This window comes from Streptomyces sp. NPDC024555 (assembly GCF_055559335.1).
In genome coordinates this window covers 450722-474914 of sequence record NZ_JBVHKV010000003.1, presented here as the reverse complement: position 1 = coordinate 474914, position 24193 = coordinate 450722, and the positions used below count along the sequence as shown (strand labels likewise).

At 74.4% G+C, this 24193-nt stretch carries 11 protein-coding genes; 2 read left to right on the top strand and 9 right to left on the bottom strand.

The window, feature by feature from the left end; all coding sequences use genetic code 11:
- Positions 1-55 precede the first annotated feature (55 nt).
- The 5 genes from ACZ4FH_RS07455 to ACZ4FH_RS07435 form a co-directional block, all read right to left on the bottom strand.
- Positions 56-3646 (bottom strand): S8 family serine peptidase, encoded by a 3591-nt coding sequence (locus tag ACZ4FH_RS07455; RefSeq protein WP_467303000.1) that lies wholly within the window; start codon positions 3644-3646, stop codon positions 56-58.
- Between the two features lie 19 nt (positions 3647-3665).
- Entirely contained in the window at positions 3666-7196 is a 3531-nt protein-coding gene (locus ACZ4FH_RS07450) for a S8 family serine peptidase (protein ID WP_467302999.1), read from the bottom strand.
- A 318-nt stretch (positions 7197-7514) separates the two neighbouring features.
- Entirely contained in the window at positions 7515-8372 is an 858-nt protein-coding gene (locus tag ACZ4FH_RS07445; protein ID WP_467302997.1) for a helix-turn-helix transcriptional regulator, read from the bottom strand.
- Positions 8373-8593: 221 nt separating this feature from the next.
- Positions 8594-11893, bottom strand: coding sequence for a S8 family serine peptidase (locus ACZ4FH_RS07440; protein WP_467302995.1), 3300 nt, complete (start codon positions 11891-11893; stop codon positions 8594-8596).
- Between the two features lie 167 nt (positions 11894-12060).
- Entirely contained in the window at positions 12061-15819 is a 3759-nt protein-coding gene (locus ACZ4FH_RS07435) for a S8 family serine peptidase (protein WP_467302994.1), read from the bottom strand.
- Positions 15820-15999: 180 nt separating this feature from the next.
- Here ACZ4FH_RS07435 and ACZ4FH_RS07430 point away from each other — a divergent pair, with 180 nt between their 5' ends.
- The gene (locus ACZ4FH_RS07430; protein WP_467302992.1) at positions 16000-16851 is read left to right on the top strand and encodes a helix-turn-helix transcriptional regulator; all 852 of its coding nucleotides are present in this window, start codon (positions 16000-16002) and stop codon (positions 16849-16851) included.
- Positions 16852-16875: 24 nt separating this feature from the next.
- Here ACZ4FH_RS07430 and ACZ4FH_RS07425 read toward each other — a convergent pair whose 3' ends face one another.
- Together ACZ4FH_RS07425 and ACZ4FH_RS07420 are read right to left on the bottom strand one after the other, a co-directional pair.
- Positions 16876-20991, bottom strand: a complete 4116-nt coding sequence (locus ACZ4FH_RS07425) for a S8 family serine peptidase (RefSeq protein ID WP_467302991.1) — start codon at positions 20989-20991, stop codon at positions 16876-16878.
- Positions 20992-21155: 164 nt separating this feature from the next.
- On the bottom strand, positions 21156-21740 hold the full coding sequence (locus ACZ4FH_RS07420) for an Rv1733c family protein (protein ID WP_467302990.1): 585 nt from the start codon (positions 21738-21740) through the stop codon (positions 21156-21158).
- Between the two features lie 380 nt (positions 21741-22120).
- On the opposite strand from ACZ4FH_RS07420, the gene ACZ4FH_RS07415 reads away from it, so the two are divergent.
- Positions 22121-22345, top strand: coding sequence for a hypothetical protein (locus ACZ4FH_RS07415; RefSeq protein ID WP_383650903.1), 225 nt, complete (start codon positions 22121-22123; stop codon positions 22343-22345).
- A 27-nt stretch (positions 22346-22372) separates the two neighbouring features.
- On the opposite strand, the gene ACZ4FH_RS07410 is transcribed toward ACZ4FH_RS07415, so the two are convergent.
- On the bottom strand, positions 22373-22963 hold the full coding sequence (locus tag ACZ4FH_RS07410; protein ID WP_467302989.1) for a hypothetical protein: 591 nt from the start codon (positions 22961-22963) through the stop codon (positions 22373-22375).
- Between the two features lie 14 nt (positions 22964-22977).
- Positions 22978-24141, bottom strand: coding sequence for an ROK family glucokinase (locus ACZ4FH_RS07405; protein WP_383650907.1), 1164 nt, complete (start codon positions 24139-24141; stop codon positions 22978-22980).
- Positions 24142-24193: the final 52 nt, after the last annotated feature.

Here is a 24193-nt window from a genome sequence, read left to right as displayed (position 1 = left end):
TCCGCACGGGCCCGCTCCCATGTCCTCCGGACGGGGGCGGGCCCGTGCGGTCCTCTCAGGCGGTCAGGTCCGGGCGCTGGGTCACCCGCACCGAGGCGGCCAGCGGGGTGCCGGTGACCGCACGGAACGCGAGGTCCAGCCGGCCGTCGGCGACCTTCACCGTGAACACCTTGGTCAGGGCCGTGCGGGTACCGCCCGACTCCAGACGGATGTCCACGTCCGCGACCTTCTCGACGCCCTCGGCCAGCACGTCGAAGACGCGGGCGCCCGGCTTGACGCCCGCCGGTTCGGCGAAGCCCAGCTCCACCTGGTAGACGCCGTCGGGCACCGCGTCGAAGCGGTAGCCCTCCATGCCCTCGCGCCCCGAGCGCAGCAGCTGCTGTTCGGCGGAACTGCCCGTTCCCGCGATGTCCTTGCGGGTGTACGTGGGCACGGTGCTCGCACCCGTGTAGCCGAAGGAGCCGTCCGTGTACGGCCGGTCCGCGCTCCAGGCGTCACCGGCCGCGTCCGTGGACGCGGTGTCCGCCCCGGTGTCGACACCCTGCTGGTAGGCGGGGACGACGAGCTTCAGCGGGATGGAGACCACCGGGGTGCGGGCGCTCTCCGAGGTGATCACCAGGGTGCCGTTGTAGACGGTGCCCGGCTCGGCGGCGGCCGTGTCGAACGTCAGCGTGATCTGCTGCCGGGCCCCCGCACCGAGCGTGCCGGAGGCCGGGGCGGTCTTCAGCCAGGCGGCCCCGGACTTCTCCGCGACCGTGAACGCGGCCGGGGAGCCCTCGTTGGTGAGGGTCAGGGTGCGCCGGCGCTGCTCGCCCGCCGGGACGACCAGCTGGTGGCCCGTCGTGCTGTCGGCCCGGACCGCGCCCGTGGTGAGGGCGGATTCGGTGCGCAGCGCGGACAGGCTGCGCACTTCGGCCGTGCGGGCCGCCGTGGCGTAGTGCGGTGCGGTGACGGTGACCCGGTGGTCGGCCGCCGCGCCCACCGGGACCTGGACCAGATACGCCCCGTCGGTGCGGGTGGTGGCCGTGCCCACCGCCGTGCCGTCGCGGGTGACCGTCACGGTGGCCCCGGCGACGGGCCCGCCGTCGTTGGCGTCGGTGACCGTGCCGGAGACGACGGCATGGCCCTCGGGCCGGAACCGGATCGCCATGCCGTCGCGGACGGAGAGCTGGTTGTACGCGTACGCGAACGCGTCCGTGCCGTCGTGGTTCTCCGCGCCGATGGTGGCGCCGGTGCCCTGCTCGAAGCCCTTCTCGCTCGGGTCGATGCCCTGGTAGTGGAAGGAGTACGTGCCGTCCTCGCCGATCACGGCGGCGAAGCCGATGCGCTGTGACGTGTCCCGGGCGAGGAGCATGTCGCGCCATTCGACGACGTACTCGCGGTGCGGGGCGGTGCCGCGTACGGCGGTGTAGACGCCGGAGGACGCGTCCACGGCGAGCTGGTCCCAGAACGGGGAGAGCGCGCCGTTGGGCGCGGCCTTGGCCGGCAGCGCGGTGTTGTCGGTCAGGGCGAGGTAGCCGAAGATCACCTGGCCGTCGCGGGACACCCAGCCCTTGTCGTACGTGTGGCCGTACAGGGCGACCGGGAAGGGCGGGGTGATCGCGGTGTACGCCGGGGACGGTGCCGCGATGCCGAGCCTGGTTTCGCCCGTCGGGTACTCCTCGGACACCTGGCGGCACGTGGTACCGAAGGCGTCGGTGCGGGTGGCGAGCGAGCGGTCCCGGGTGGCGGAGCCGGTGGCGACGTCCGCCACGATGCCGAGGGCGGCCGCACAGTGGTTGAGCGGGGTCAGGCCGATCCGGTAGCTGCCCACGGGCAGCGTCAGCCGGTACCTGCCGTCGGCGTCCGTGGTGGCCCGGACCGGCGTGCCCTGCACCTTGATCGCGACATCGGCCTCGGTGCCCGAGTCGCTGCGCACGGTGCCGGTCAGGGTGCCCGTGGGAGCGGTGGCGAGCGCCGCGTCGTGGGTGGCGGATCCGCCGTCGGTGACCATGAGTTCGGCGGTGTCGGTGACGTAGCCGAAGGCGGTGACGGTGACCTCGTACGTACCGGAGACCAGACGCGGGAAGGCGTACGTGCCGTCCTTCCCCGTGGTCAGGGTGGCGTGCGTCGGTCCGGCCACGGAGACTTCCGCGTCGGCGGCGGGTGCGCCTCCGGCGGTCACGGTGCCGGTGAGGGCGCCGATGTGGTCGCGCGGGGCCGCCTTCACGGCGGCGTAGGCGTCGAGCCGGCCTTCGCCGTATACGTTGTTGAAGGCCGCGGTGCCACCGCAGCCGGTGTCGTCCACGTCGATCGCGGACCGGTTCAGCACGGCCTCGGTGGCGGCGACGTCACCGCGCAGCGCCGGGGCCGCCGACCAGAGCAGGGCCACGGTCGCCGCGGTGTGCGGGGAGGCCATCGACGTACCGGACTTGATGGCGTATCCGCCCCCCGGTGCGGCGGACCTGACGTTCACCCCGGGGGCCGCGATGTTCGGCTTGACGGTGCCGTCGACGCCGGGGCCGCGCGAGGAGAAGGAGGCGATCCTGTTGGTGTTGTCGAAGGCGCCCGAGGCGTACGTGTTCGTGTAGGCGCCCGGGGAGCCGGCGGTGTCGCAGTACGGGCCCGTGTTGCCGTTGGAGAACGCGGGGAAGATCCCGGCGTCCCGCCACGACTGCACCATCGCCCGGTACCAGGTGTCCAGGCTGTCGGAGCCCCAGGAGTTGTTGATGACGTCGGGGGCGAGGTCGGGGCGCGGGTTCTCCCCGTCGGCGTCGGTCGGGGCGATCATCCACTGGCCGGCGGCGAGCAGCGCGTCGCGCGGGCACCCCTGCGAGGTGCAGGCCCTGGCCGAGATCCAGCGGGCGCCGGGGGCGACACCGATCGCGTCGGCCGTGCCGTCCTCGCCGACCATCGTGCCCATGGTGTGGGTGCCGTGTCCCTGGTCGTCGCAGGGCTTCGCGGTGCCGCAGGTGCGCGTGGCGTCGAACCAGTTGTAGGCGTGGGCGTACGTGCCGTCGGCCTTCAGCCCCCGGTAGGAGGCGGCGAGGGCGGGGTGCTGGTAGTCGACGCCGGTGTCGATACTGGCGATGACCGTGCCCTCGCCCCGGTCGCCGTACTCGTTCCACACCTTGGGCGCGTTGATCCGGTCGACGTTCCACTCGATGCCGTCGACGTTCGCCTCGTGGGTGCCGTTGGCCGTGGGCGGGAGCGGGATCGTGTCGTCGGACTCCACCCTCGCGACGTCGGAGCGCGCGGCGATCTTCTCGGCGAGGGACTTGTCGCCGGTGACCTTGACGGTGTTGCTGATCCAGTACGACGTGTACGGGGCCCCGGCCTTCTTGAGCAGGGCGGTGAGCCCCCGTTGGGACTGCTCGGCGTGGGCGGTCTCGGCCTTCAGGACGGCACGGCCCCGGCCGGCCCTGGTGGTGGCCTTCCTCGCGGCCGAGGTGTCGGCCCGGGAGTCGAGCTGCACCCAGAAGGAGACCTTGTCGAGGCGGGTGAGGTCCTTGAGGAGGGCGCTGTCGGCCTTGCTCCGCAGGCCGGCCATCGGTACGGGTCCGGTGCCGGCGGCGACGGCGGGAAGCGCGCCGAGGAAGGGGGCGCCGAGCGTGGCGGCCAGTGCGGTGGCGAGCAGTCCCCGCCACCGGGGTCGGTGTCTGTTCATCTCTGTCCTCTTCACGGGGTCAGCTGCTCAGGTCGGGACGCTGGGTGACGCGGACGGCGTTGACGAGGGTCTTCGCGGTGCCGGTGGCGACCAGCCGGAGGTTCAGCTGTCCGTCGGTGACGGTGACCGTGAAGGATCTGGCCAGCGCCCGGTAGCTGCCGCCGGTCGCGCCCGCGACGTCGAGGTCGGCCAGGCGCAGGGAGCCCTCGGCGAGGACGTCGGTGAGCCGCTGTCCGGCCGTCGCGCCGCCGAGTTCGGCGAGGTCCAGCTCCACCTCGTACGTGCCGTCCGGCACCTGGTCGAAGCGGTACTCCAGGGCGCCCTCGCGGGCGGTGCGCAGCAGCCTGTCGTCGGCGGTGTCCTCGATGGCCCGGGTGGTGCTCACCTTCGTGGACTGTCCGAGAAAGCCGTACGAGCCGGCGGTGTACTTCCGGTCCGGGGACCAGACGTCGGTGGCGGTGTCGGTGTACGCCCTGGCGCTTCCCGCGTCGATCGCCGTGCGGTAGGCGGGGACGGACACCGTGACCGGGATCCTGATCTCGGGGGCCCGGCCGCTGTCCGAGGCGACGACGACGGTGCCCCGGAGAGCGGTGCCGGGAGCGACGCCGTGCGTGTCGAAGGTCAGGACGACCTGCTGTTCGCCGCCCGTGGTCAGCCGCCCCCGCGCGGGCGCGGCGCTGAACCAGCCGGCGCCGTTGGCCTCGGTGACCGTGTAGGCGGTGTCCGAGCCGGAGTCGGCGAGGGTGAGGGTGCGCTGCCGCCTCTCCCCGGCGGGGACGACGACGGTGGTCGCGGTGGCCGGGGTGGCGGTGACCCTTCCGGTGGCCAGGGCGGTGGAGTACCGCTCGGTGGCCCCGGTCGCGAGCGCGACGGTGCGGGAGGCGGCCGTGTAGTGCGCGGCGGTGACGGTCACGTCGTAGTCGGCCGTGTCGCCGGTCACCGGCGTCTGCACGAGGTAGGTGCCGTCGGACGCGGTGGTGCCGGTGGCGACGGCTTCGCCGTCCCGGGACACGGTGACGGTGGCGCCGGCGAGTGCCTTCCCGTCGTTGCCGTCGGTGACGGTGCCGGTCAGGGCGGCGCTGCGGGTGGGGTGGAAGTCGACCGCCAGACCGTCGCTCACGGACGCCTCGTTGTGCGTGTACGTGAGGGCGTCGGTGCCGTCCGCGTTCTCGGCGCCGATGGTGGCACCGGCACCGAGCGCCTGGTCGCCGCCGACGGGGTTGCGGTAGTGGAACGCGTACGTGCCGTCCTCCCCGATCACCGCGGCGAAGCTCAGCTTCTGCGTGCGGGCCGCGGAGGTCACCATGTTCCGCCACTCCACGACGACTTCGCGGTGCGGGGCGGTGCCACGGGTCGCCCAGAGGATGTCACCGTCGGCACTGGCCAGCTGGAGGTCGTCCCAGAACGGGTAGAGCGAGCCGTTGGGGTAGGCGGCGTAGGGCAGGGTGTGGTTGGTGCTGGAGCTGACGGGGGTCTCGAAGGTGAGGTAGCCCTCGACGTTGACCGAGGCCTGACGGTACGTCCTGCCGTACAGCGCCACCGGGAAGGGGAACTTCACCGTGGCCGCACCCGCGTAGTCGCTGCCGAGGGGGAGCCGGGTGTCGCCCGTGGGGAACGCGGTGTCCCGCGTGGTGGTGCAGACGGTGCCGAAGCGGTCGCTGCGAGCGGCCAGGGTGAGGTCCTTGCCGCTCGCGTCCCCGGCCACCTGGACGGCGAACGAGCCGAGCGTCGCGCACCGGGAGACCGGGGTGACGATCAGCTGGTACGGGCCCTCGGGAAGCCTGAGCGTGTAGCTGCCGTCGGCGGCGGTCTTCGTGGTGGTGTCCGCGGGGGCGCCCGCCACCTCGATCGTCGCACCGGCCTCGGGTCCGGACAGGGTGCGCACGGTACCGGTGACCGTGCCCACGGGGGCGACGGAGAGGACCAGGTCGCGGGTGGCGGTGGTGTCCTCGGTGACGGTGGCGGTGGCCTCGGCGGTCGTGTAGCCGTACTTGGTGACCGTGACCCGGTAGTCGCCGACCATCAGCTTGGGCAGGGTGTAGGTGCCCGCGTCCGAGGTGGCGGCGGTGGCGTACATCGGTCCGTCGAGTTCCACGGTGGCGCCGGCCAGCGGTGCGCCGCCGGTGGTGACGGTGCCGGTGAGGCCGCCGAGGGGCCCGCGCGGTACGGAGGCGACGGCCGCGTAGGCGTCGAGCCGGCCCTCTCCGTAGACGTTGTTGTTCTCGGCGGTGCCGCCGCACGTGGTGTCGTCCACGTCGTGGGCCGAGCGGTCCAGGAGGCGTTCGGTGGCCGTGACGTCACCGCGGATCGCCGGGGAGGCCGCCCACATCAGGGCGACGGTGGCCGCGGTGTGCGGCGAGGCCATCGACGTACCGGACATGAGGGCGTAGCCGCCGCCGGGCGCGGCGGATCTGATGTCCACGCCGGGGGCGGAGATGTCCGGCTTGACCGCGCCGTCCTCACCGCTGCCCCGGGAGGAGAAGGACGCGATGTCTCCGGCGCTGTCGTAGGCGCCGGTGGCGTAGCTGTTGGTGTAGGCGCCCGGGGATCCGGCGGTGGCGCAGTAGGGGCCGGCGTTGCCGTTGGAGAACGCCGGGAAGATCCCCGCGTCCCGCCAGGCCCGGACCATGTCCTTGTACCAGGTGTCGATGATGTCGGCGCCCCACGAGTTGTTGACGACGTCGGGGGCGAGGTCCGGGCGCGGATCGCCGCCGTCGCGGTCGGTCGGGGCCAGGATCCACTGGCCGGCGGCCAGCAGCGCGTCCTGCGGGCAGCCGAGCGGGGTGCAGGCCTTGGCGGCCATCCAGCGGGCGCCCGGCGCCACGCCGATCGCGTTGCCGGCGTGGTCGTCGCCGACCATGGTGCCCATGGTGTGGGTGCCGTGCCCGTGGTCGTCGCAGGGCGCGTCGCCCGCGCAGGTCCGGGTGGCGTCGAACCAGTTGTGGTCGTGGGCGTAGGTGCCGTCGGCCTTCAGGCCCCGGTATCCGCCCATCAGCGTCGGGTGCTGGTAGTCGACGCCGGTGTCGATGGAGCCGATGACGGTGCCCTCGCCCCGGACTCCCAGTTCGTTCCAGACCTCGGGGGCGCCGATGCTGTCGAGGTTCCACTCGACGCCGTCGACCTTCGGCTCCCGCTCGGCGGGGAGGTCCGCCGGGAGGTCGAGCATTCTGTCGGCCCCGAGGGAGGCGACCTCGGGACGGGCGGCGATCTTCCGCGCGAGGGCCTTGTCGCCGGTGACCTTGAGGGTGTTGCTGATCCAGTACGAGGTGGAGGTCGCACCGGCCTTCCTGATGAGTGCGGCGACGGCGGCCTGGCTCCGGTCGGCCTCGGCCTTCTTGGCCGCGACGACGGCGCGGCCCCGGTCCGCCTTCTTCCGCTCCTTGCGCGCGGCCGAGGTGTCGGCCTGCTGGGCGAGCTGGACCCAGAAGGTGGTCCGGTCCTCGGTGTCGAGCCGTTCGCGGACCGTGCCGTCGGCCTTGCGTGCGTACGGGTCCGGTTCGGGCGGTGCGGCGGCCGAGGCCGGCACCACCCCCAGGAATGGCAGGCTCATGACAGTCACGAGCAAGGAGGCGACGGCGGCGCGCCGTCGTACGGGGACATGCCTCAACACGCACTCTCCTTCACGGGAAGCCCGCCCAGGGGCAGCGGATGATCGCGAGCGATGACCACACAGCAGTATGGGAGCGCCACACGGCGTCACCGGCGGCTCGGCGATGGCGAGTTGGCGACATGGCGCCCTTTCGCCAGCCGACCGTCCGGACGGGGTCCGGAGGCCGTAACGCCGGGTGCCCCTCGGACGGCGCACGGCGACGGTGAAGCGGCCGTCCGCGCCGCCGGACACCCCGGCCTCGCTCCAGGTGGCGGCGGATCACATCCAGTTGTTCCGCATGGCGTACCAGCCCAGCTGGAGCCGGGAGGTCACCGAGGCGAGGTCCATGAGCGCGCGCAGCCGGCGCTGGACGGTGCGGGGCGAGGTGCCGAGCTGCTTGGCCGTGGCGGCGTCCGTCAGGCCGGAGAGCATCAGCTGGAGGATCTGGCGGTCGATCGGGGCGAGTTCGGCGACCTCGCGCAGATAGGGGCGGGAGTGGCGCCACACGGCGGCGAACAGTTCGGTGACCAGGACGGTCAGAGGCTGCCGCAGCAGTACCGCGCGGTCCGGGCCGAGTTGCACCATGGCGGTCTCCCCGTCGGCGACGGCGAGCTTGAGCAGCGGGCTGTCGACCACCCGGACCTGCTCCCCGCGCCGCACCCGTTCCTCCAGGGCCGCGACCGCCGCCGGTTCGGCCAGGAACTCGCGGTCGACGAGGAGTTGGTACGTCACCCCTGGGGGCGCGCCGATCCCGTCGGAGGGTCCGTCGGAGGCGGCGGTCAGGGTCGCCGGAACCGGTGTGACGGTGTTGAGTCCGGTCAGGAACGCCTGGAAGGTGTGGCGGGCCCCGGTCTCCAGCTCCAGGATCCGGCGCGCCTGCGCGGCCGGTCCCTCGACGGTCTCCACATGCACCAGCCCGTCGTCGGCGGGCCGTTCGCGGACGAGGTCGGCGACGGCGGCCTCGGCGCGCCGCAGGTCCTCGCCCAGTCGCCGGAACGCGGCGTGCAGCCGCTCCTCCCGGTCGGCCGGTCCGCCGCCGGCGGCGGGCGCGGGGGCGGGCCGGACCGCCGTGGGGTCCGCCCCGTCGGCGGTCCTCGCGAGGCGTCCGGAGTCGGGTGTGGGCGCGGGCACTGGCATGGCCTCAGTCTCACCGAAGGCCGCGCCGCTCCCCCGCTCCCCGAGGGGGGTCCCGGCGGGTCCCGGAAGGCCGTTTCGCCTTGCGGTTACTGGCCCGTGGGCGGATCGGGCCCGCTCGGAAGGGGGTGTGGCGACAGTACGTCATGTCGTGTCCTCGCCACCCCGGCGGGGGCGTGCGGTCCGGTCGCCGGAGAGGACGGCCGGACCGCACACCGGGTGTGCTAGCGGCGGGACTTGTTGACCTCGAAGGCGCGGGTGACGGTCTGCTCGACCGAACTGCCGTCACTCGCGGAGACTCTGGCGCGCAGGGTCGCGTACGAGGCACCGGCGGGGGCGGTCAGGCCCGCGTGCGGCGGCGTTCCGGCCCTGCCGGCCGTGAGGCGGACGGGGTGCCAGGTGGCGCCGTCGTCCCAGCTGACCTGCAGCCGCACCGGTCCGGTCCCGGCCGCGACGGCTCCGGGTGCCCGCTGGACCTTCACGTCCACCCGGGTGGACGCCCCGCGCGGGGCACCGCCCGAGGCGTCGAGACCGTGCGGGGTGAAGCGGACGGCCATGAGCGGGAGGATCGTCCCCGCTCCGTCGTCGGTGTCCGAGTCGAACGCCCAGTGGGCGGTCACCCGGGTGGACAGGGCCGTGTAGGCCTGGTCGCGGGTGAGGTCGGCGTCCAGGGTGTAGCGGCCGGGGCCGGCCGGGACCGTGACGGTCCTGCCGCTGCCGACGGCGTTCCACTCGCTCAGCTTCTGCCCGTCCCCGGTCAGGGTGAGGGTGCCCGTCGCGCCCCAGTCGGAGCCGCCCCGGCTGCCGTCGCCGTCGGCGAACCACGGCGTTCCGGCCCAGACCACGGAGTTGTTGACCCGGTAGGCGGGCGCGGCCGGGAGGGCCGGGCCGATCACCGCGGCGGCGAAGTCCAGCCGGGTCGTGGCGTGCGGGCGGACGGACTCGGTCTGCGTCGCGAGGGACTGCCGGCCGGCGATCGTGGCGCGGTCCAGCCACGCGCCGGGCGTGCGGTAGTCGGTCACGGTCGACGGGAAGCGGACCGACTGGTCGATGAAGAGCGGCAGCAGCGTCTCGTCGTCCGGGGTCGCCCCGCTCGTTCCGGCCGCCGGGGTTCCCTGGGCGTTGAAGTGCACGCGGACGTCGGTCAGTTCGTGGCGCCGGACCGAGAACGCCGGGCGGGCCGGGACCTCTCCGTCCCAGGAGCGGGCCACGTGGTAGAAGAACGGGCTGGGCTGCTGAGAGGAGGCGCCCTCGGCCGCGAACACGGCGAACGTGCGGTAGCGGGCGTCCTCGTCGGCGAACGGCGTCGCGAACAGCGACTGCCCGGAGTGCTCGCCGGTGGTGACGACGCTCAGGGTGTACGTGCCGGTGCCCGCGGGCAGGGAGAGGGCCGCCTGTACGGCGGTGGCACGGGCGGCCGGGTCGTGGACGTCGGCGCCGACCGGGGCGGCGGTGCGGGCGTCGAGGTCGACGCCGGTGTCGTCCAGCGGGGTGACCGAGGTGACGGCCATGGTGGTGGTGCGGTCCGTCCCGGCACCGCTGGTGATGGTCATGGCGACCCAGTACTGGGCCTCGGGGACGGTCACCGTGCCGGTGCCGGCCGTGATGCGGACCGGGTAGCGGTCGCCGGTCCAGCGGTTGACCATCATCGCGGACCCGGTCGCCGGGGAGCCGTCGCGCTGCTGGGCGTGGAGCGTGACGGTGTGACTGGGCACGGGGCTGTCCACGCCGAGGATCGTCCGGGTGACGGGCGTGCCGGCCCGCGAGGCGGTGAGGACCGCGGACCACGGGCCGTGCGGCAGCAGGGCGGCGCGGGTGGTGACGGTGGCGGTCGCGGTGCCGTGCGCGGGGACGGTGATCCGGTCGCGGTCGACGGAGAACTGCTCGGTGTTGCCGGGCTGGGCGGTGGGCGAGAGCGGCTTCTCGACGGCCAGGTCGAGCGTCGTGGCGCTGTTCCCCGTGTTGGTGAAGGTCACCGTGTGCGTGGTGTCCTTGCCGGCGCCGTCCGACCAGCCGGGGACGGTCGTCAGGTTGGCCGGGGAGGCGAGGACCGTCTGCCGGACGGCGCGGCCGGCGTCCGTGCGGCCGGTGCCCTGCTGGTAGGCGGAGCGCTCGGCGTTCGGCTCGGCGCTGTTCATCAGCGCGGTCTTGATCTGCTCGCCGGTCCAGTCGGGGTGTGCCTGGGCGACGAGCGCGGCGGCTCCGGCCACGTGCGGGGTCGCCATCGAGGTGCCGCTCTTGGCCGTGTGGCCGCCGCCCATTCTCGCGGCGACGATGGAGACGCCGGGGGCGGTGAGGTCGGGCTTGACCGCGTTGTCGCCGGGGCGGGGACCGCGGCTGGAGAACGGGGCGAGTGCGTCGTCGGCGTCGACGGCGCCCACGGCCAGGGCGGCGTCGGCGATGGCGGGGGCGCCCACCGTGCCGGTGCCGTACTCCCCGTCGTTGCCCGCGGCGACGACGAAGAGCGTGCCGGTGCGCGCCGACAGGTCGTTGACGACCGCGATCGCGGGGTCCGTCTCGTCCGCGGGCCCGCCCAGGCTCATGTTGACGACCTCGGCGTGGACGGTGTTGACGGCCCAGTCGATCCCGGCGAGGAGCGCGGAGGTGGGGCAGAGGCCGGTGCTGTCGCAGACCTTGCCCACGGCGAGGGAGGCGTCGGGGGCGACGCCCCGGTAGGTGCTGTCGACACCGGCGATGGTGGAGGCGACGTGGGTGCCGTGGCCGTTGTCGTCCTCGGCGCTGTTCCCGCCGAGGAAGTTCGCGGAGGCGGTCACCCGGCCGGCCAGGTCCGGATGGTCGGAGTCGTAGCCGCTGTCCAGGACGGCGACGGTCACGCCCTTGCCGGTGTACCCGTCGGACCAGGCCTGCGGGGCGTTGATCTGGGGAACGCTCCTGTCCAGGGCGATGCGCATCCGGCCGTCCAGCCAGAGCTTGTTCGCCCCTCCGGCCAGGGCGCGGCCGGTGCCGGCGGTGAGGCGCTTCCAGGTGGCGGCGGCGTCCGCGCCGCCGTGCGGGTCGAGCGCGGTCAGTCCCAGACGCGGGATCGCGCGCCCCGGCCGCGCCGCCCCGCCCGCCGCCGTACGGGCCTTCCTCGCGGCCCCGGCCCCCTTGCCGTGCTGGACGATCAGGCCCACGGCCCCGGTGGACCGGGTGCCCTTCGTGCCGTATCCGGCGTCCAGGAGGGCCTTCACGTCGAAGAGCCGCGGGTCCAGCCGGCCCGCCGCCAGCAGCGGTTCGGCGTCCGCGGGCACGACGCTGACGTCGTCGGACCCGACGGAACTGGTGGTGAAGGCGATGTCACCGCGGCCGGGCGCCGGGGTGACCGTCGCCGCGCGGACGGCGGTGCCGGTCCGCTCGACGGTGACCGTGTCGCCGGTGGGCAGCGGGACGGTGAAGGTCGTGGGCACCGCGGGCCGGGTGGCGGTGGTGGCCGCGGTGCCCGGACCGGCCGCCTGCGCGGCGGTGACGGGGACGAGGGCCGCCGCCACCAGACCGGCGGCCGCGGCTATGGATCTGACCTGCATGAAGGGAACCCCCAAGGTTCACGGAGCGAGGACGCGACGCATCCTCGCAGCGCGAAGGGGGTTCAACGGCGGTCATGGGGTGGCGACTTGGCGACGCGTCGTAGTTCCGCCACCGCACGGACGGACGAAGGGGCCGCCCGTCTCCGGGCGGCCCCTCGCGGCGTGTCTCAGCGCACCTCGTACGCGCGGACCATCGTCTGGGCGACGCGGGCGCCCTGTCCGTCGGTCAGGGTGACGCGCAGGTGGACGAAGGTCCCGGCGGGGGCGTCGCCCGGGACGGACGCCTGCCAGGTGCCGTGCGTCCGCCTCGTCGTGGCGGGCCGCCAGTCGGTGACGGCGTCCGTGGTGGTCTGGTCACCGTAGGCGTACTCGACGAGGGCGGTCTCCAGGGCGACGGGAGTCTCGCTGCCGTCCACGGCCGCGCCGACGCCGATCGTGGTGGCCTCTCCCGCGGGGCGGGTGTTGCGCAGATCGGAGGGGAGGCCGAGGACGGGGATGAGGAGGCGCTGGGCGCCCTGGTCGGCCGGGCCCGAGCGGAAGCTCCACTCCGTGGCGTAGGCCAGGCCGGTGCGGTCGGCGGCGGAGGCGGGCCGCTGCCAGGTCTGGCGGAACGTGAGGTCGGCCGGTTCGCCGGGCAGCTCGTACATGCCGGAGACGAGGGCCTCGGGTTCGCCGTTCACGAGGAGTTGACGGGTGCCGTAGTCGGAGCGGGCGAGGGTGGAGTCATGACCGCCGGCGTCGCCGAACGGGGCGATCGTGAAGGTGAGCCGGTCGCTGTCCCGGTTCATCAGCGCCGGGCTGTAGGTGTTGCGGACCGGGCCGTAGGGCGACTTGTACCAGTACGCCGTGGACGGGCCCCGCAGGACCGCGCGGGGACCGTCGTAGGCGGTGCCGCTGTTGGGGCCGAGGTCGCGGCGCATCAGCGTCGTCCAGGTCAGCCCCTCGGTGCCGGACGGGGTGACGTACTCGGTGCGGCGCTGCGGGGCGTGCAGGGGCAGCGTCGTGCCGCCCGCCCAGACGGCGGCCATGCCGGGCAGGCCCACCTTGACGTCGGACCAGTAGGTGGTGTCGCCGGTGCTCTGCTGCACGTGGTAGCGGGCGTCGGTGACGGCGAGTTCGCGGTCGCGGACCCGCCGGGTGCCGGGGCGGATCGCGTTCTTCGAGGTGTACGCCAGGTTGTACACGTACGGGCTGTTCGCGGTCGCGGTCCCCGACCAGCTCAGCTCCGCCGATCCGGACGGCGCGGCCTCGGCCTCGGCCTTCAGGGCGAGCGCGTCGTCCCAGGTGACGGTGGCCTGCGGGACGCCCTCGGGGCCGGTGGTCTGGATGCGGCCCCTGGTGTCGGGGGCGGCGGCCAGCACCCCGACGGCACCGGCCCTGGCGGCGGCGGGTCCCCAGATGTAGGCGTTGCCGCCCCCGGTTCCGGCGTCGACCAGGGCGACCTTGCCCTTCAGGTCGTGCGCGGCGAAGTTCTCCTCGGTCCCCTTGCCGATCGCGACGACCTCGGCGGAGCCCCGCCCGTCGAACTCGGTGGCCTTCTGCACCGGCAGGGAGTCCAGGACCCGCCCGCCGCCGGTGGTGAACCGGGCGCGCGGCGCGGTCTGCCGTACGGACGCGAGGAAGGTGACCCGCTCGGCGCGGCGGACCGGCTGGGCGTAGAGCCCCTTCGCGTACGAGGGCACGGAGGTGACGTATCCGGCGAGCAGCCGGCCGGTGTCGTCCAGGCCGTGGGTCAGCCCGATCGCGAATCCGCTGGGGCGGCTCGGCCGGTCGGTGTCCCAGGCGACCGGTTCGGCGGCGCGGGCGTCCAGGGTGACGGTGGTGTCCCCGGAGACGGTGAGTCCGGGCCGGTAGAGCTGGGAGACCGACGCGACGCTGCCGAGGTCTCCGGGCTCGTCCCGGGTCATGATCACGCCGCTGAGGTCGTAGGTGCCGAGCGGCACCCGGATCGTGGTGCTGCCGGCCTCGGGATAGCCGATGACATAGCGGCGCGCGGTGTCGCGGTGGTCGTCGAACAGCTGGAACGTCGAGAGCGGGTCGGCGGGTTCGCCGTGGCGGTCCAGGCCCTTGACGGTCAGATCGGCGGACGGCGCCTCCAGATGCACGGCGAACGGCACGTCGAGGCGCACCCCGTGCGCGCCGGTGCCCAGGAGGCGTCCGGTGAGGGTGCCGTACGCCCCGGCGCCGAGCTTCACCGCCGGGTCGATGCGGACCGGCACGTCGGCGGTGCCGTTCGCGGGCACGGTGACGCGGGTGCGGGCGGGTGCGGCCAGCCCCCGCACCCGGCTGCCGTCGTCGCCGCGCACCTCGCGGACGGCGAGGTCCAGGGTGACGTCCTCGTCGGTGACGTTGGTCAGGGTGACCGCCCGGTCGACCGGGTCGAGTCCGGCCTGCGGATACGCGAAGTCGCCGAGGAGCGTGTTGGGCGCGGCGACGACCGGCTGGGTGAGCGCGCGGGCGACGTCCATCGGTCCGGCGCCCTGGTCCAGGACGGGGGCGCCGGTGTCCTCTGCCGAGGAGGTGAGCAGCGCCTTGAGGCGGGCGGGCGTCAGACCGGGGTGCTGCTGGAGCAGGAGCGCGGCGCCGCCGGCGACGTGCGGGGTCGCCATGGAGGTCCCGGACATCGCCCGGTAGGCGAGATCGCCCCGGCCGCCGGCGCGTGCGGCGACGACGCCGACGCCCTGGGAGGCGATGTCGGGCTTGGCGTTGACGCCGTCGGCGGAGGGGCCGCGGCTGGAGAAGGGGGCCGTCTCGTTCTTGCGGTCGACGGCGCCGACGGTGAGCGCGCCGGGGGCGCAGCCCGGCGTGGAGACGGTGCCGCGCAGCGAGGCGTTGCCGGCCGCGATGACGAAGAGGGCCTTGTCCGCGAGGCGTTGGACGGCTTCGACGTCCGGTCCCGCGCAGCTGGTGGCGCCGTCGGCGCCGAGCGACATGGAGACGACCCGGGCGCCCTGGGCGACGGCCCACTCCATGCCCTGGACGATGCCGCTGATGGAGCCGGAGCCGTCGTCGCCGAGCACCTTGCCGACGAGGAGGTCCGCGCCGGGGGCCATCCCGGCGTACCGGCCGCCGGAGGCGGCGCCGGTGCCGGCGACGGTGGACGCGGTGTGGGTGCCGTGACCGGTGCGGTCCTGGCCGTCCTGGCCGGTGACGAAGACCTTGGTGGCCGTGATCCGGCCGGCGAGGTCGGGGTGGTCCGCGTCGATTCCGGTGTCCAGGACGGCGACCTTGACGCCGGTGCCGTCGAGGCCGGCGCGGTGGGCGGCACCGGCGCCGGTGAGCGGCACGGTCGGGGTGTCGGGCACGGGGGCGGCGGTGCCCCGCACCTTGGCGTCGAGCCAGATGCGGGTGACGGCGCCGGCGGTGCGGGCGGTCGCCTGGGCGGGGGCGAGCTGCCGCCAGGCCTCGGCGGCGGACTTCTTGGTGACGGCCAGTCCGGCGCCGCCGATGGAGGCGAGCGCGGCGGTGGTCCGGGTGCCGGGCCGGGCGGTGCGCGGGGTGCGTCCCCCGGCGTACTCCACGATCACGGGCAGGGTGGCGGAGTGCGCGTCGTCGTAGCCGTCGGCGACGAGCCGGCCGATGTCGAAGAGGCGCGCGTCCACGAGTCCGGCGTCCACCAGCTTCTCGACGCCCTGCGGGAACACATAGGTGCGGGTGCCGTCCTGCCAGACGGCGGCGGGGTGGTCGGTGCCGTCCACGGGGCGCGGCGCGGCCGCCAGGACCCGCCCGTCGTGGGCGATCCGGGCGTCGACCACGTCACCGGTGACCAGGGTGACGGTCACGGTGCGGGCGGTGTCGGCGCCGGTGCCGGTCACCGGGGTCGCGGTGGCGGCGGGTCCGGCCTGGGCGGCGGGTGTGCCGACGGCGAGCAGCGCCACGGCCGCGAGCCCGGCGGCGGTGGTCCGCCACGGTCTGCTGCGTCTCACGGGAACTCCTGATCGATGGGGTGATGGACCAGAAGGGTGGCCAATGCGCGTGCCCGGTGGGCGGGTTCGGACTGGCGAGTGGCCGCCATGACGTATTCACGACACCCAGGGGGCCGGGTGGCCGCAGGTCGTCGAGGGGGTCCCTGCGGGCACGGCTGCGGGGGCGGCGACACTAGGGGCATGTCGCCCGTTCCAGGAACACCCTCGCAGCGGCCCGAAGGGGCCGCGCCGTCCGGTCCTGCCCTGCGCGCCTCCCTCGATGAGCTGCGGGGGCATCTGCGGGGTGCGGACGCCGCGCTGGCCCGGCTGTTCGGGCAGTGGGGGCCGGAGGGCGGCGGGACGGCCGACGAGCACGTGGTGCGGGTCTGGGAGCGCGTGGAGGAACAGGCGCGCCGCATCTACGAGATGGAGTACGCGGCCCGGACCTCGCTGTGGGGCTTCCAGTCGGGGGCGAACACCGTGGCCCCGGTGCCCACGACGATCCCGGGCGGCCCCGACGGGCCCGGTGCGTCGGGCGGTCCGGAGACGGCGGGTCCGGACGCGGGCGGGGGGCCGATGCGCAAGGACGGGAATCCGGATGCCTCGTACCGGATCGTCGTGGACCGGGACTTCCTGTCCGAGCCGGCCGCGCTGCGCGCCCTGGACCTGCGGGTGGAGCGGGGGCATCAGGTGCGGGTGGTGGACCAGCCGCTGATCAAGCTGCTGATCGCGGACGAGGAGACGGCCATGGTGCAGGTCGAGCCGGGGCGCTCGCTTGAACTGCGGCCGCCGCTGGTGGTGCTGGCCGTCGAGCTGTTCGAGTCGGTGTGGCGGCGCTCGCGCCCGTATCTGCGGGAGGACGGCGATCTGAGCCCCACCGACCGCCGCATCCTCCAGCTGATGCTGTCCGGGCTCACGGACGCGGCGACGGCCCATCAGCTGGGCACGTCGCCGCGTACGGTGCAGCGCCGGGTGCGGGCGCTGATGGATCTGGCCGCCGTGACCTCGCGCGTCCAGTTGGGCTGGTACGCGATGCGGAACAACTGGGTGTGACCACCCGGCCCGGCGGCCGTCCGGCTACATCAGGGACAGGTAGTCGTCCAGGGACTTGCCCCTCCACCGCTTGACCGGGTCGGTGTAGTGGTCGCTCATGCTGTTCTGCCGCAGGTAGTTGTCCTTGACCCAGGCGAGGTCCCGGGGACCGACGGTCCCGTCGTGGTCGATGTCGGCGGTCCGGTCGGCGGTGCCCCGTGCCGCGTAGACGGCGGCGGCGTCCCGGACGTCGATGACGTCGTCGCCGTTGACGTCACCGGCGATCAGGGCCGCGGGTGAGCTGCCGGCGGTGCCGGCGACGCCCCAGGCGCCGTTCAGGCCCAGGTCGATGTCCTCGGTCCAGGAGAAGTGTCCGGGCACCTCCACCCGGAAGCGGTAGGGAGTGTCGAAGGGAGTCAGACCGGTGACCGAGATCCGGCCGCTCCGGTCCACGGCGGCGTCGCGCGTGGTGCCGTCGGGCGCGGTGAGCGTCGCCTCGATGGCGTCGGCGGTGTGGTCGCGGACGGTGTCGTAGGCGCCGTCCCGGGTGAGCAGGGCCTGGGCGGCGGGGCGGGCGACGAAGGTCGACGTCGGGTTGAGCATCCGGACCGACCCGTAGAACTGGATGTTCAGGTTCGTCTTCGCGCCGGCCGTGTCGACGACGGAGGTGGTGCCCGTGGTGAGACCCGCGGCCGTCGTCGTGGTGCCGCCGGTCACCTCGTACGTCACCTTCAGCAGGGGCGTCGACCCGCCCGTCAGGCCCTCGGCGTCGGCGACGTCGAACGACACGGTGCTGTACGAGGAGGCGCCCGCCGAGACGTCGCTCCGGGTGATCTCCGAGGGTCCGTGGGCCGTGAGTTCGGCGGTCGGTTCGACGGAGACGAGCCGGATGTTGCGGTCGTCGTAGCGGATCTGAGAGGTGAACGACTTCCAGTTCTTCAGGTGGTGCGCGGTCAGGGTGTAGGTGACGCGGTCCCCGGCGCGGGCGGCCGACGCGCTCGCGTCGCCGACCACGTACGGCGTGCCCTTCTTGATCAGGTTGAGGATGCGGATGTCACCGATGTTGCCCGCGGCGTCCGTGGGCCACAGCTTGAGCAGGGAGACGGGCGGTCCGACAGGAAGTCCGACCTGTCCCGCCACCGCGCCCTCGTCGTCCGCCGCCAGGGAACCCTCGGGTGCGAGCGGGCTGTAGAGCGAGTAGTAGAGGCGGTTGTCGGCCTGGCCGATGTCGAGGCCGGAGGCGTGGATCGCGTCGGCCTGGGCGTCGCGCAGCGTGCCGGTGACGGTGAAGGAGGTGGCGTCGGCGGGCCGTTCGACGACGGTGGGGCGGGCCGGGTTCCAGGCGCCGTGGGCGTCCTGGTAGTCGGGGAGCTTCGTATCGACGTAGACGTCGCGCAGTTCGGTGTCCGTGCCGCCGGCGGCGTCGGTGCCGACGATGCGCAGCTTGTACGCGCCGTCCGGCACATAGCGGCCCCGCGGGTCGACGGGGGTGCCCCTGTCGCCGGTCAGCGGGTAGTACCAGGGGCCGACGGTCGCCGGACCGTACAGCACGCCCTCGCTGAGTCCGACGGTGTTGATGCCGCCCAGGTAGCCGAGGTCCCTGCCGTCGGCGTCGGCGAGGAACACGTCGACGCTGCGCAGCTGACCGGCCATCATCAGGTTGAAGGTCGCGGCGCCCTTGCCCACCGCGCCCTGGTCGGAACCGAGCCCGGTCGACATGACGGGCTTGGTCATCTCGATCCTCTCGAACCCGGACGGGGCGACGCGCAGGCCGAACGGCACGCGCAGGACGGGCAGTCCGCTCCCCCGGCGCGGGGTCAGGGTGACGGTGCCCTCGTAGTAGCCGGCCGGGGCGCCGGCGGGCACGCGCAGGGCGGCGGTGAGGTTCCGCCGGCCGTGGGCGCCGACGGTGACCGTGCCGGGAGCGGTCAGGGCGAGATGGGCGGCGGCGCCGTCGGCGGAGACGCCGGAGCCGGTGCCGAAGGCCGTCCGCACGGTGTACGTGGCGGGCCGGCCGCTGTCGTTGCGCACCCGCAGGGTCCGCTCGACGCGGGTGGCGCGGCCCACCGGCAGCACGCCGAGGTCCAGCGCGCCCGTGTCGGCGGCGATCTCGGTCCGCTCGCCCTCGACGGTGACGTACGGGGTGGTCTCCGGCACCTGGACGGAGGTGGCGGCGTGGACCGCCGCGTACGGGTCGACGGCGCCGGCCCCTGCCTCGAACACGCTGACGTCGCCGGGCAGCGCGGTCGCCGTGTTCATCAGCCGCGCCTTCACGGCGTCGGGGCTCAGCGAGCGGTCGTGCTGGAGCAGCAGGGCCGCGGTGCCCGCGACGTACGGCGCGGCCATGGAGGTGCCGCTGAGCCGGGCGTAGGCGTAGGTGTAGTCGTCGCCCTCCGGGTCGACGATGTCGGCGGGCACGGACGACAGGACGCTGACGCCGGGCGCGGTGACCTCGGGCTTGATGGCGGAGGTGCCGTAGACCGGGCCGCGCGAGCTGAAGTCGGCGAGGGTGCCGTCGCCGAGCCGGAAGGTGCCCCGGGCCGCGAAGGACACCTCGGCGCCGGCCGTGCCGAGCGCCGCGCCGTCGGCGGCCGTCACCGAGAACGCGGGGACGTAGCGCGGGTTCTCGCCGAGGTAGACCGGGATGTGTCCCTCGTCGGCGTTGTCGTTGACGAGCAGTACGGCCGCGGCGCCCTGGTCGTGGGCGCGGCGCACCTTCTCGTCGAGGGGGATGCCGCCGCGCCGGACGAGGACGGCCCGGCCGGTGACGTCCTTGCCGGTGTATCCGGCCGCGGTGCCGGTGGAGACGTCGACGACGCCGAGCGGGCCGCCGGTCAGCCGGTCGAGGGCGTCGCCGAAGGGCTGGGCGAGCAGCCGCCCCTCGGCCGAGGCGGATCCGGCGGTCAGGGTGTACGAGGGCAGGGTCAGCGGCGCGGCGTGGGCGCCGACGGTCAGCGGCAGCGCGGCGGCGGCCGGGGTGGCGACCGTGCCGGTCTTCGGTCCGCTGTTGCCGGCGGCTATGACGGTGGTGACGCCGGCCAGGACGAGGTTGTCGGCGGCGATGGACTGCGGGCTGAGCGGGTCGTTGATCGCGGCGCCCAGCGACATGTTGACGACGTCCATGCCGTCGGCGGCGGCCCGGTCCATGGCCGCGACGATGTCACTGGTGCGGCCGCTGCCGTAGGGGCCGAGGACCCGGTAGGCGTACACGGAGGCGTCGGGGGCCACGCCGTGCGCGGCCCGCTCCCGGCCGGCCGCGCCCCGTCCGGCGACGATCCCGGCGACATGGGTGCCGTGCTCGGTGTAGTACGCGGATCCGGCGTTCGTCTCCGGCCGGCCGGAGGCCTTCCAGTCCTCGTACGTGGTCTCCATCGGGTCGTCGTCGTTGTCGACGAAGTCGTGGCCGCCCGCGTACACGCCCTTGAGGTCGGGGTGGTGGTAGTCGATGCCGGTGTCGATGACGCCGACCTTGACGCCCTTGCCGGTGACGCCCTCGGCGTGCAGCCGGGTGAGGGCGTCGTCGCCCTCACCGCCGCCGGCCCGCCCGCCCGTGCCGGAGCCGGGGGCCTCCGGGTCCGAGAGCGCCTTCACCTCGGCGTCGGGCCAGACGGAGGCCACCCCGTCGTGGTCGAGGAGTTCGGCGACGCGGTCGCCGGGCAGCCGCAGGCTCACCCCGTCGAAGCTCCGGGTGAAGCTGCGGCGCGGCTTCGGCACCGCGACCGCGCCCCTCGCCGTGCCCTTCGCGGTGTCCTTCGCCCCGGCCTCCGGCGCGGGGAACATCGTCGCCAGCGCCTCGCGGAAGGAGTCCTGGGCCTCGGTCACGGCGGCGCGCGCGTCGCTCTCGCTCAGTTCGCGGCCCTGCGCGGCGGCCAGCAGCCGGGCGGTGCGGGCGGGCGGGGTGCGCAGCTGCACGATGACGTCGACGGGGTCGGAGGAGGCGAGCGCCCGGTCGGAGAGGTGCACCCCGCCCAGCTCCAGCCCCGCCATCCGGTGCAGCGCCTGGCGTTCCTGCCCGTCGAGGGAGGCCAGCACGGCGGCGGCGCTGGGCGGGGCGGACGGTGTCGTCGCGGCGGCCGCCGCCGGCGCCGCGCCCGCGGCGGCGGCCAGCAGCGCGGCCGCCACCACCAGGGACAGGCGTCGTTGTTCCGGGACGTGCGTCATGGGATGCCTTGCTTCCGCTCGGGAGGGACCGGGGATCGTCGCACGATCATCGGTGCGGGCGGAGCAGGGCGGAAGGCCGGTCGCTGGCGGGATCACGACGTGTCGTCAAACCGCCAGCGGAAGGCCGCGGGGCGGGGCGCGCCCCGGATACGGGGCCGGGCGGGTCAGTCGTCGTGGCCGTGGTCGCGCGGCCGCCGGCCCGTCCAGACGGGTTCGAGCGCCTCCCATTCGCGTTCCCAGGCGTCGAGCCGTCGGTTCAGGGCGCGTCTGCGGACGAGGAGGAAGCCGCCGCCCTCGGCGAGGACGACGAGGCCGGTGACGACGATCCCGAAGGCGGCGGAGGTCAGCGCGCGCTGGGCGAGGCCGAACGCGGGCCGGGCCCGGTAGGCGCCCGCGTCGTCGACCCAGATCTCCACCGGGGTCCCCTTCGCGGTGTCCGGCCGCACATGGACGGTGCCGGTCCTCGGGGTGTGCGCGGGGTACTCCCAGCGGGCGGGCGCGGTGGCGGTGGGCGCGGCGGCGTAGCGGGTCTCGGGGACGATCTCGGACCGGTCGGTGGTGGTGGCCACGACCCGGTGGCGGTGGGCGGCGGCCACGGCGTCGTCCCGGGCGTCGGCGCGCCAGGCGGCCGCCGCGCCGAGCAGACCGCAGAGCAGCGCGAAGAGGGCGGCGACGACGAGGTAGCGGTGCACGGGGTGGCGCCGCCCGGACGCGGCGGGGCCGAGGTCCGGGAGATCGTCGCTGTCCATGGCGCTCGCCTCCGTGCCCGGCCGGAAAGGGGCGGGACGGCCCCGGGGGCCCCTGCCTCCGTCCCAGCTTGGCCCTCTCGGGGGCGCCGCGCACGCCGGAGCCGGAAGGCCGAGGTCCGAAAGCCGCGGCCGGGACGCCGGCGGTCCGGCTCCGGCCTGCGCGAAACCGGGCCGGGGCGGTGCCGGGGTGTGCGGGGCGGTGCACGGTGCCGGTGCCGGGATGTGCGCGGGGCGGTGCCACGGTGCCGGGGCCGCGCCGAGGTCACGGTGCCGGGGCGGTCCCACGGTGCCGGGGCGGCAAAATACCGGATTCCGGCGTCGGGCGGGCGGTTGTGCGGGGACCGGATGCGCGCGCGGGCGCTCCGGGCCACGCTGGAGGTATGGCTACTCCTCCGATCGTGATCCACCGGCCGACCCCGTCCGGGGCCCGGCTCGTCACCGTGCACATCGCCGGACGCGAAGAGAAGCTGGGGCTCGCCCACAGCGACCACGACGTCATCGTCTTCCTCGCGGACGCCGGGATGGCCGACCCCGAGCGGGCGCTCGACACCCCGTCGCTCGTCGAGTGGCAGGGCGCCGCCGCCCACGAGTACACCGCGTCCTGAACCGCTCCCGCCGGACGGCGGCCCGGGTCAGGGGGTCGCCGCGGAGACCACGTAGACGACCGGGGACGCCGGGTCCGTCATGTCGACGGTGATGTCCTGGGTGGGGCGCGGGTCGGGGTTGGTGTGCCGGACGCCGGCCCAGGAGACGCCGTCCACGAAGTGCCAGCCGGCGATCTTCCGGTCGCGGGCCCCGACGGTGACCTCGCCCGCCTCCAGCGCGGCCCGGCCGGTACCGACCTGGGTCAGGAAGCGGTCCAGACCGTTGGACGACGTGCGGAACTGCACGTACATCCGGCTGGCCTTCCAGTTGTTGGTCTCGTAGTACTGTACCTCGACCGCGTCCCTGGGGATCGGCACCTCGAAGATGCGGCGGAGCATGCGCGAGGGCCAGCCCTCGCGCAGTCCCTGGGCGGCCGCCTCGGCGGCCTTGTCCTGGCCGGAGCGGCGGCTCTGGCCCGCGGAGATCAGCAGGTACCCGGCGGGGACGCCGATCAGCAGCACGATGATGGTCGCCGTGATCAGGCGCCGGCGGATCGTCCGCCGCCGCTCCTCGGGGGGCGGGCCCTCGCCGGGCGGCGGGGACTGGCGCGGCACGACGGGGTGCTCGGCTGCGGTCATGGGTGTGGGCGTCCCTAGGAAGTGCGGGTGTTGCGGGTGTTGCGGATGGTGCTCGCGGCCTGGTCGTAGATCTGGGCGTACCGCTCGTAGCGCTCCACGCGCCGGCGGTTGGTGCGCCGGAACCGGCGGGCCACCAGCCGGGCCAGGTCGGCAGCGCCGACCATACCGGCCTCGGGGCCGAGCTGGGCCTTGGCGATCTTGGCCTCGGGGCGGTAGCCGCGCCCGGTGAGGTGCCGTTTGAAGGCGTCCCTGGCCGGTCCGATCAGCAGGTCGTCGGCGGCGCTGACGCCGCCGCCGATGACGAAGCAGGAGGGGTCGAGGGCGGCGGCCAGATTGGCGATGCCGACGCCGAGCCACTGGCCGATGTCCTGGAGGAGTTCCACGCACATCGCGTCGCCCTCGCGGGCCAGTTCGGTGATGAGCGGGCCGGTGATGTCGGGGATGTTGCCCTTGACGCGCTCGATGATCCCGTGGGCGACCGGCGAGTCGGCGGCGGCCAGCTCCTTCGCCTCCCGGACCAGGGCGTTTCCGGAGCTGTACTGCTCCCAGCAGCCCCGGTTGCCGCAGGGGCAGCGGTGGCCGCCGGGCACCACCTGCATGTGGCCGAACTCACCGGCGACGCCGTAGCGGCCGCGCTTGACCCGGCCGTCCTCCAGGATCGCGCCGCCGATGCCGGTGCCCAGCGTGATCATGACCAGGTGGTCCTCGCCGCGGCCGGCGCCGAAGCGCCACTCGGCCCAGGCGGCGGTGTTGGCGTCGTTGTCCACCATGACGGGAACGACGAGCCGGGAGGCGAGGGCGTCGCGCAGGGGTTCGTCGCGCCAGGCGAGGTGCGGGGCGAAGAGGACCTTGGAGCGGTCGGCGTCGACCCAGCCGGCCGCGCCGATGCCCACGGCGTGGACGTCGTGGCGGTCGGAGAGGTCCAGGACCAGCTCGACGATGGTGTCCTCGACGACCTTGGGACTCTTGGACTTGTCCGGCGTCTCGGTGCGCACGGTCTCCAGGATGGTGCCGTCGGCGTCGACGACGCCGGCCATCACCTTCGTCCCGCCGATGTCGATGCCGACGGTGGGGACCCGGGGCGCGGTGAGGTGCGAACGCCGTTCCCGGGTGCCGACGGTCCGCAGGACGGTGGCGCGGGCGGAGCCGCGGTGTGTGAAGTCGCGGTACGTGCTCATCGTCCCTGCGGGGTCTGGGGGGGCCGGTCCCTGGGGTTCCGGCGGCGGACGC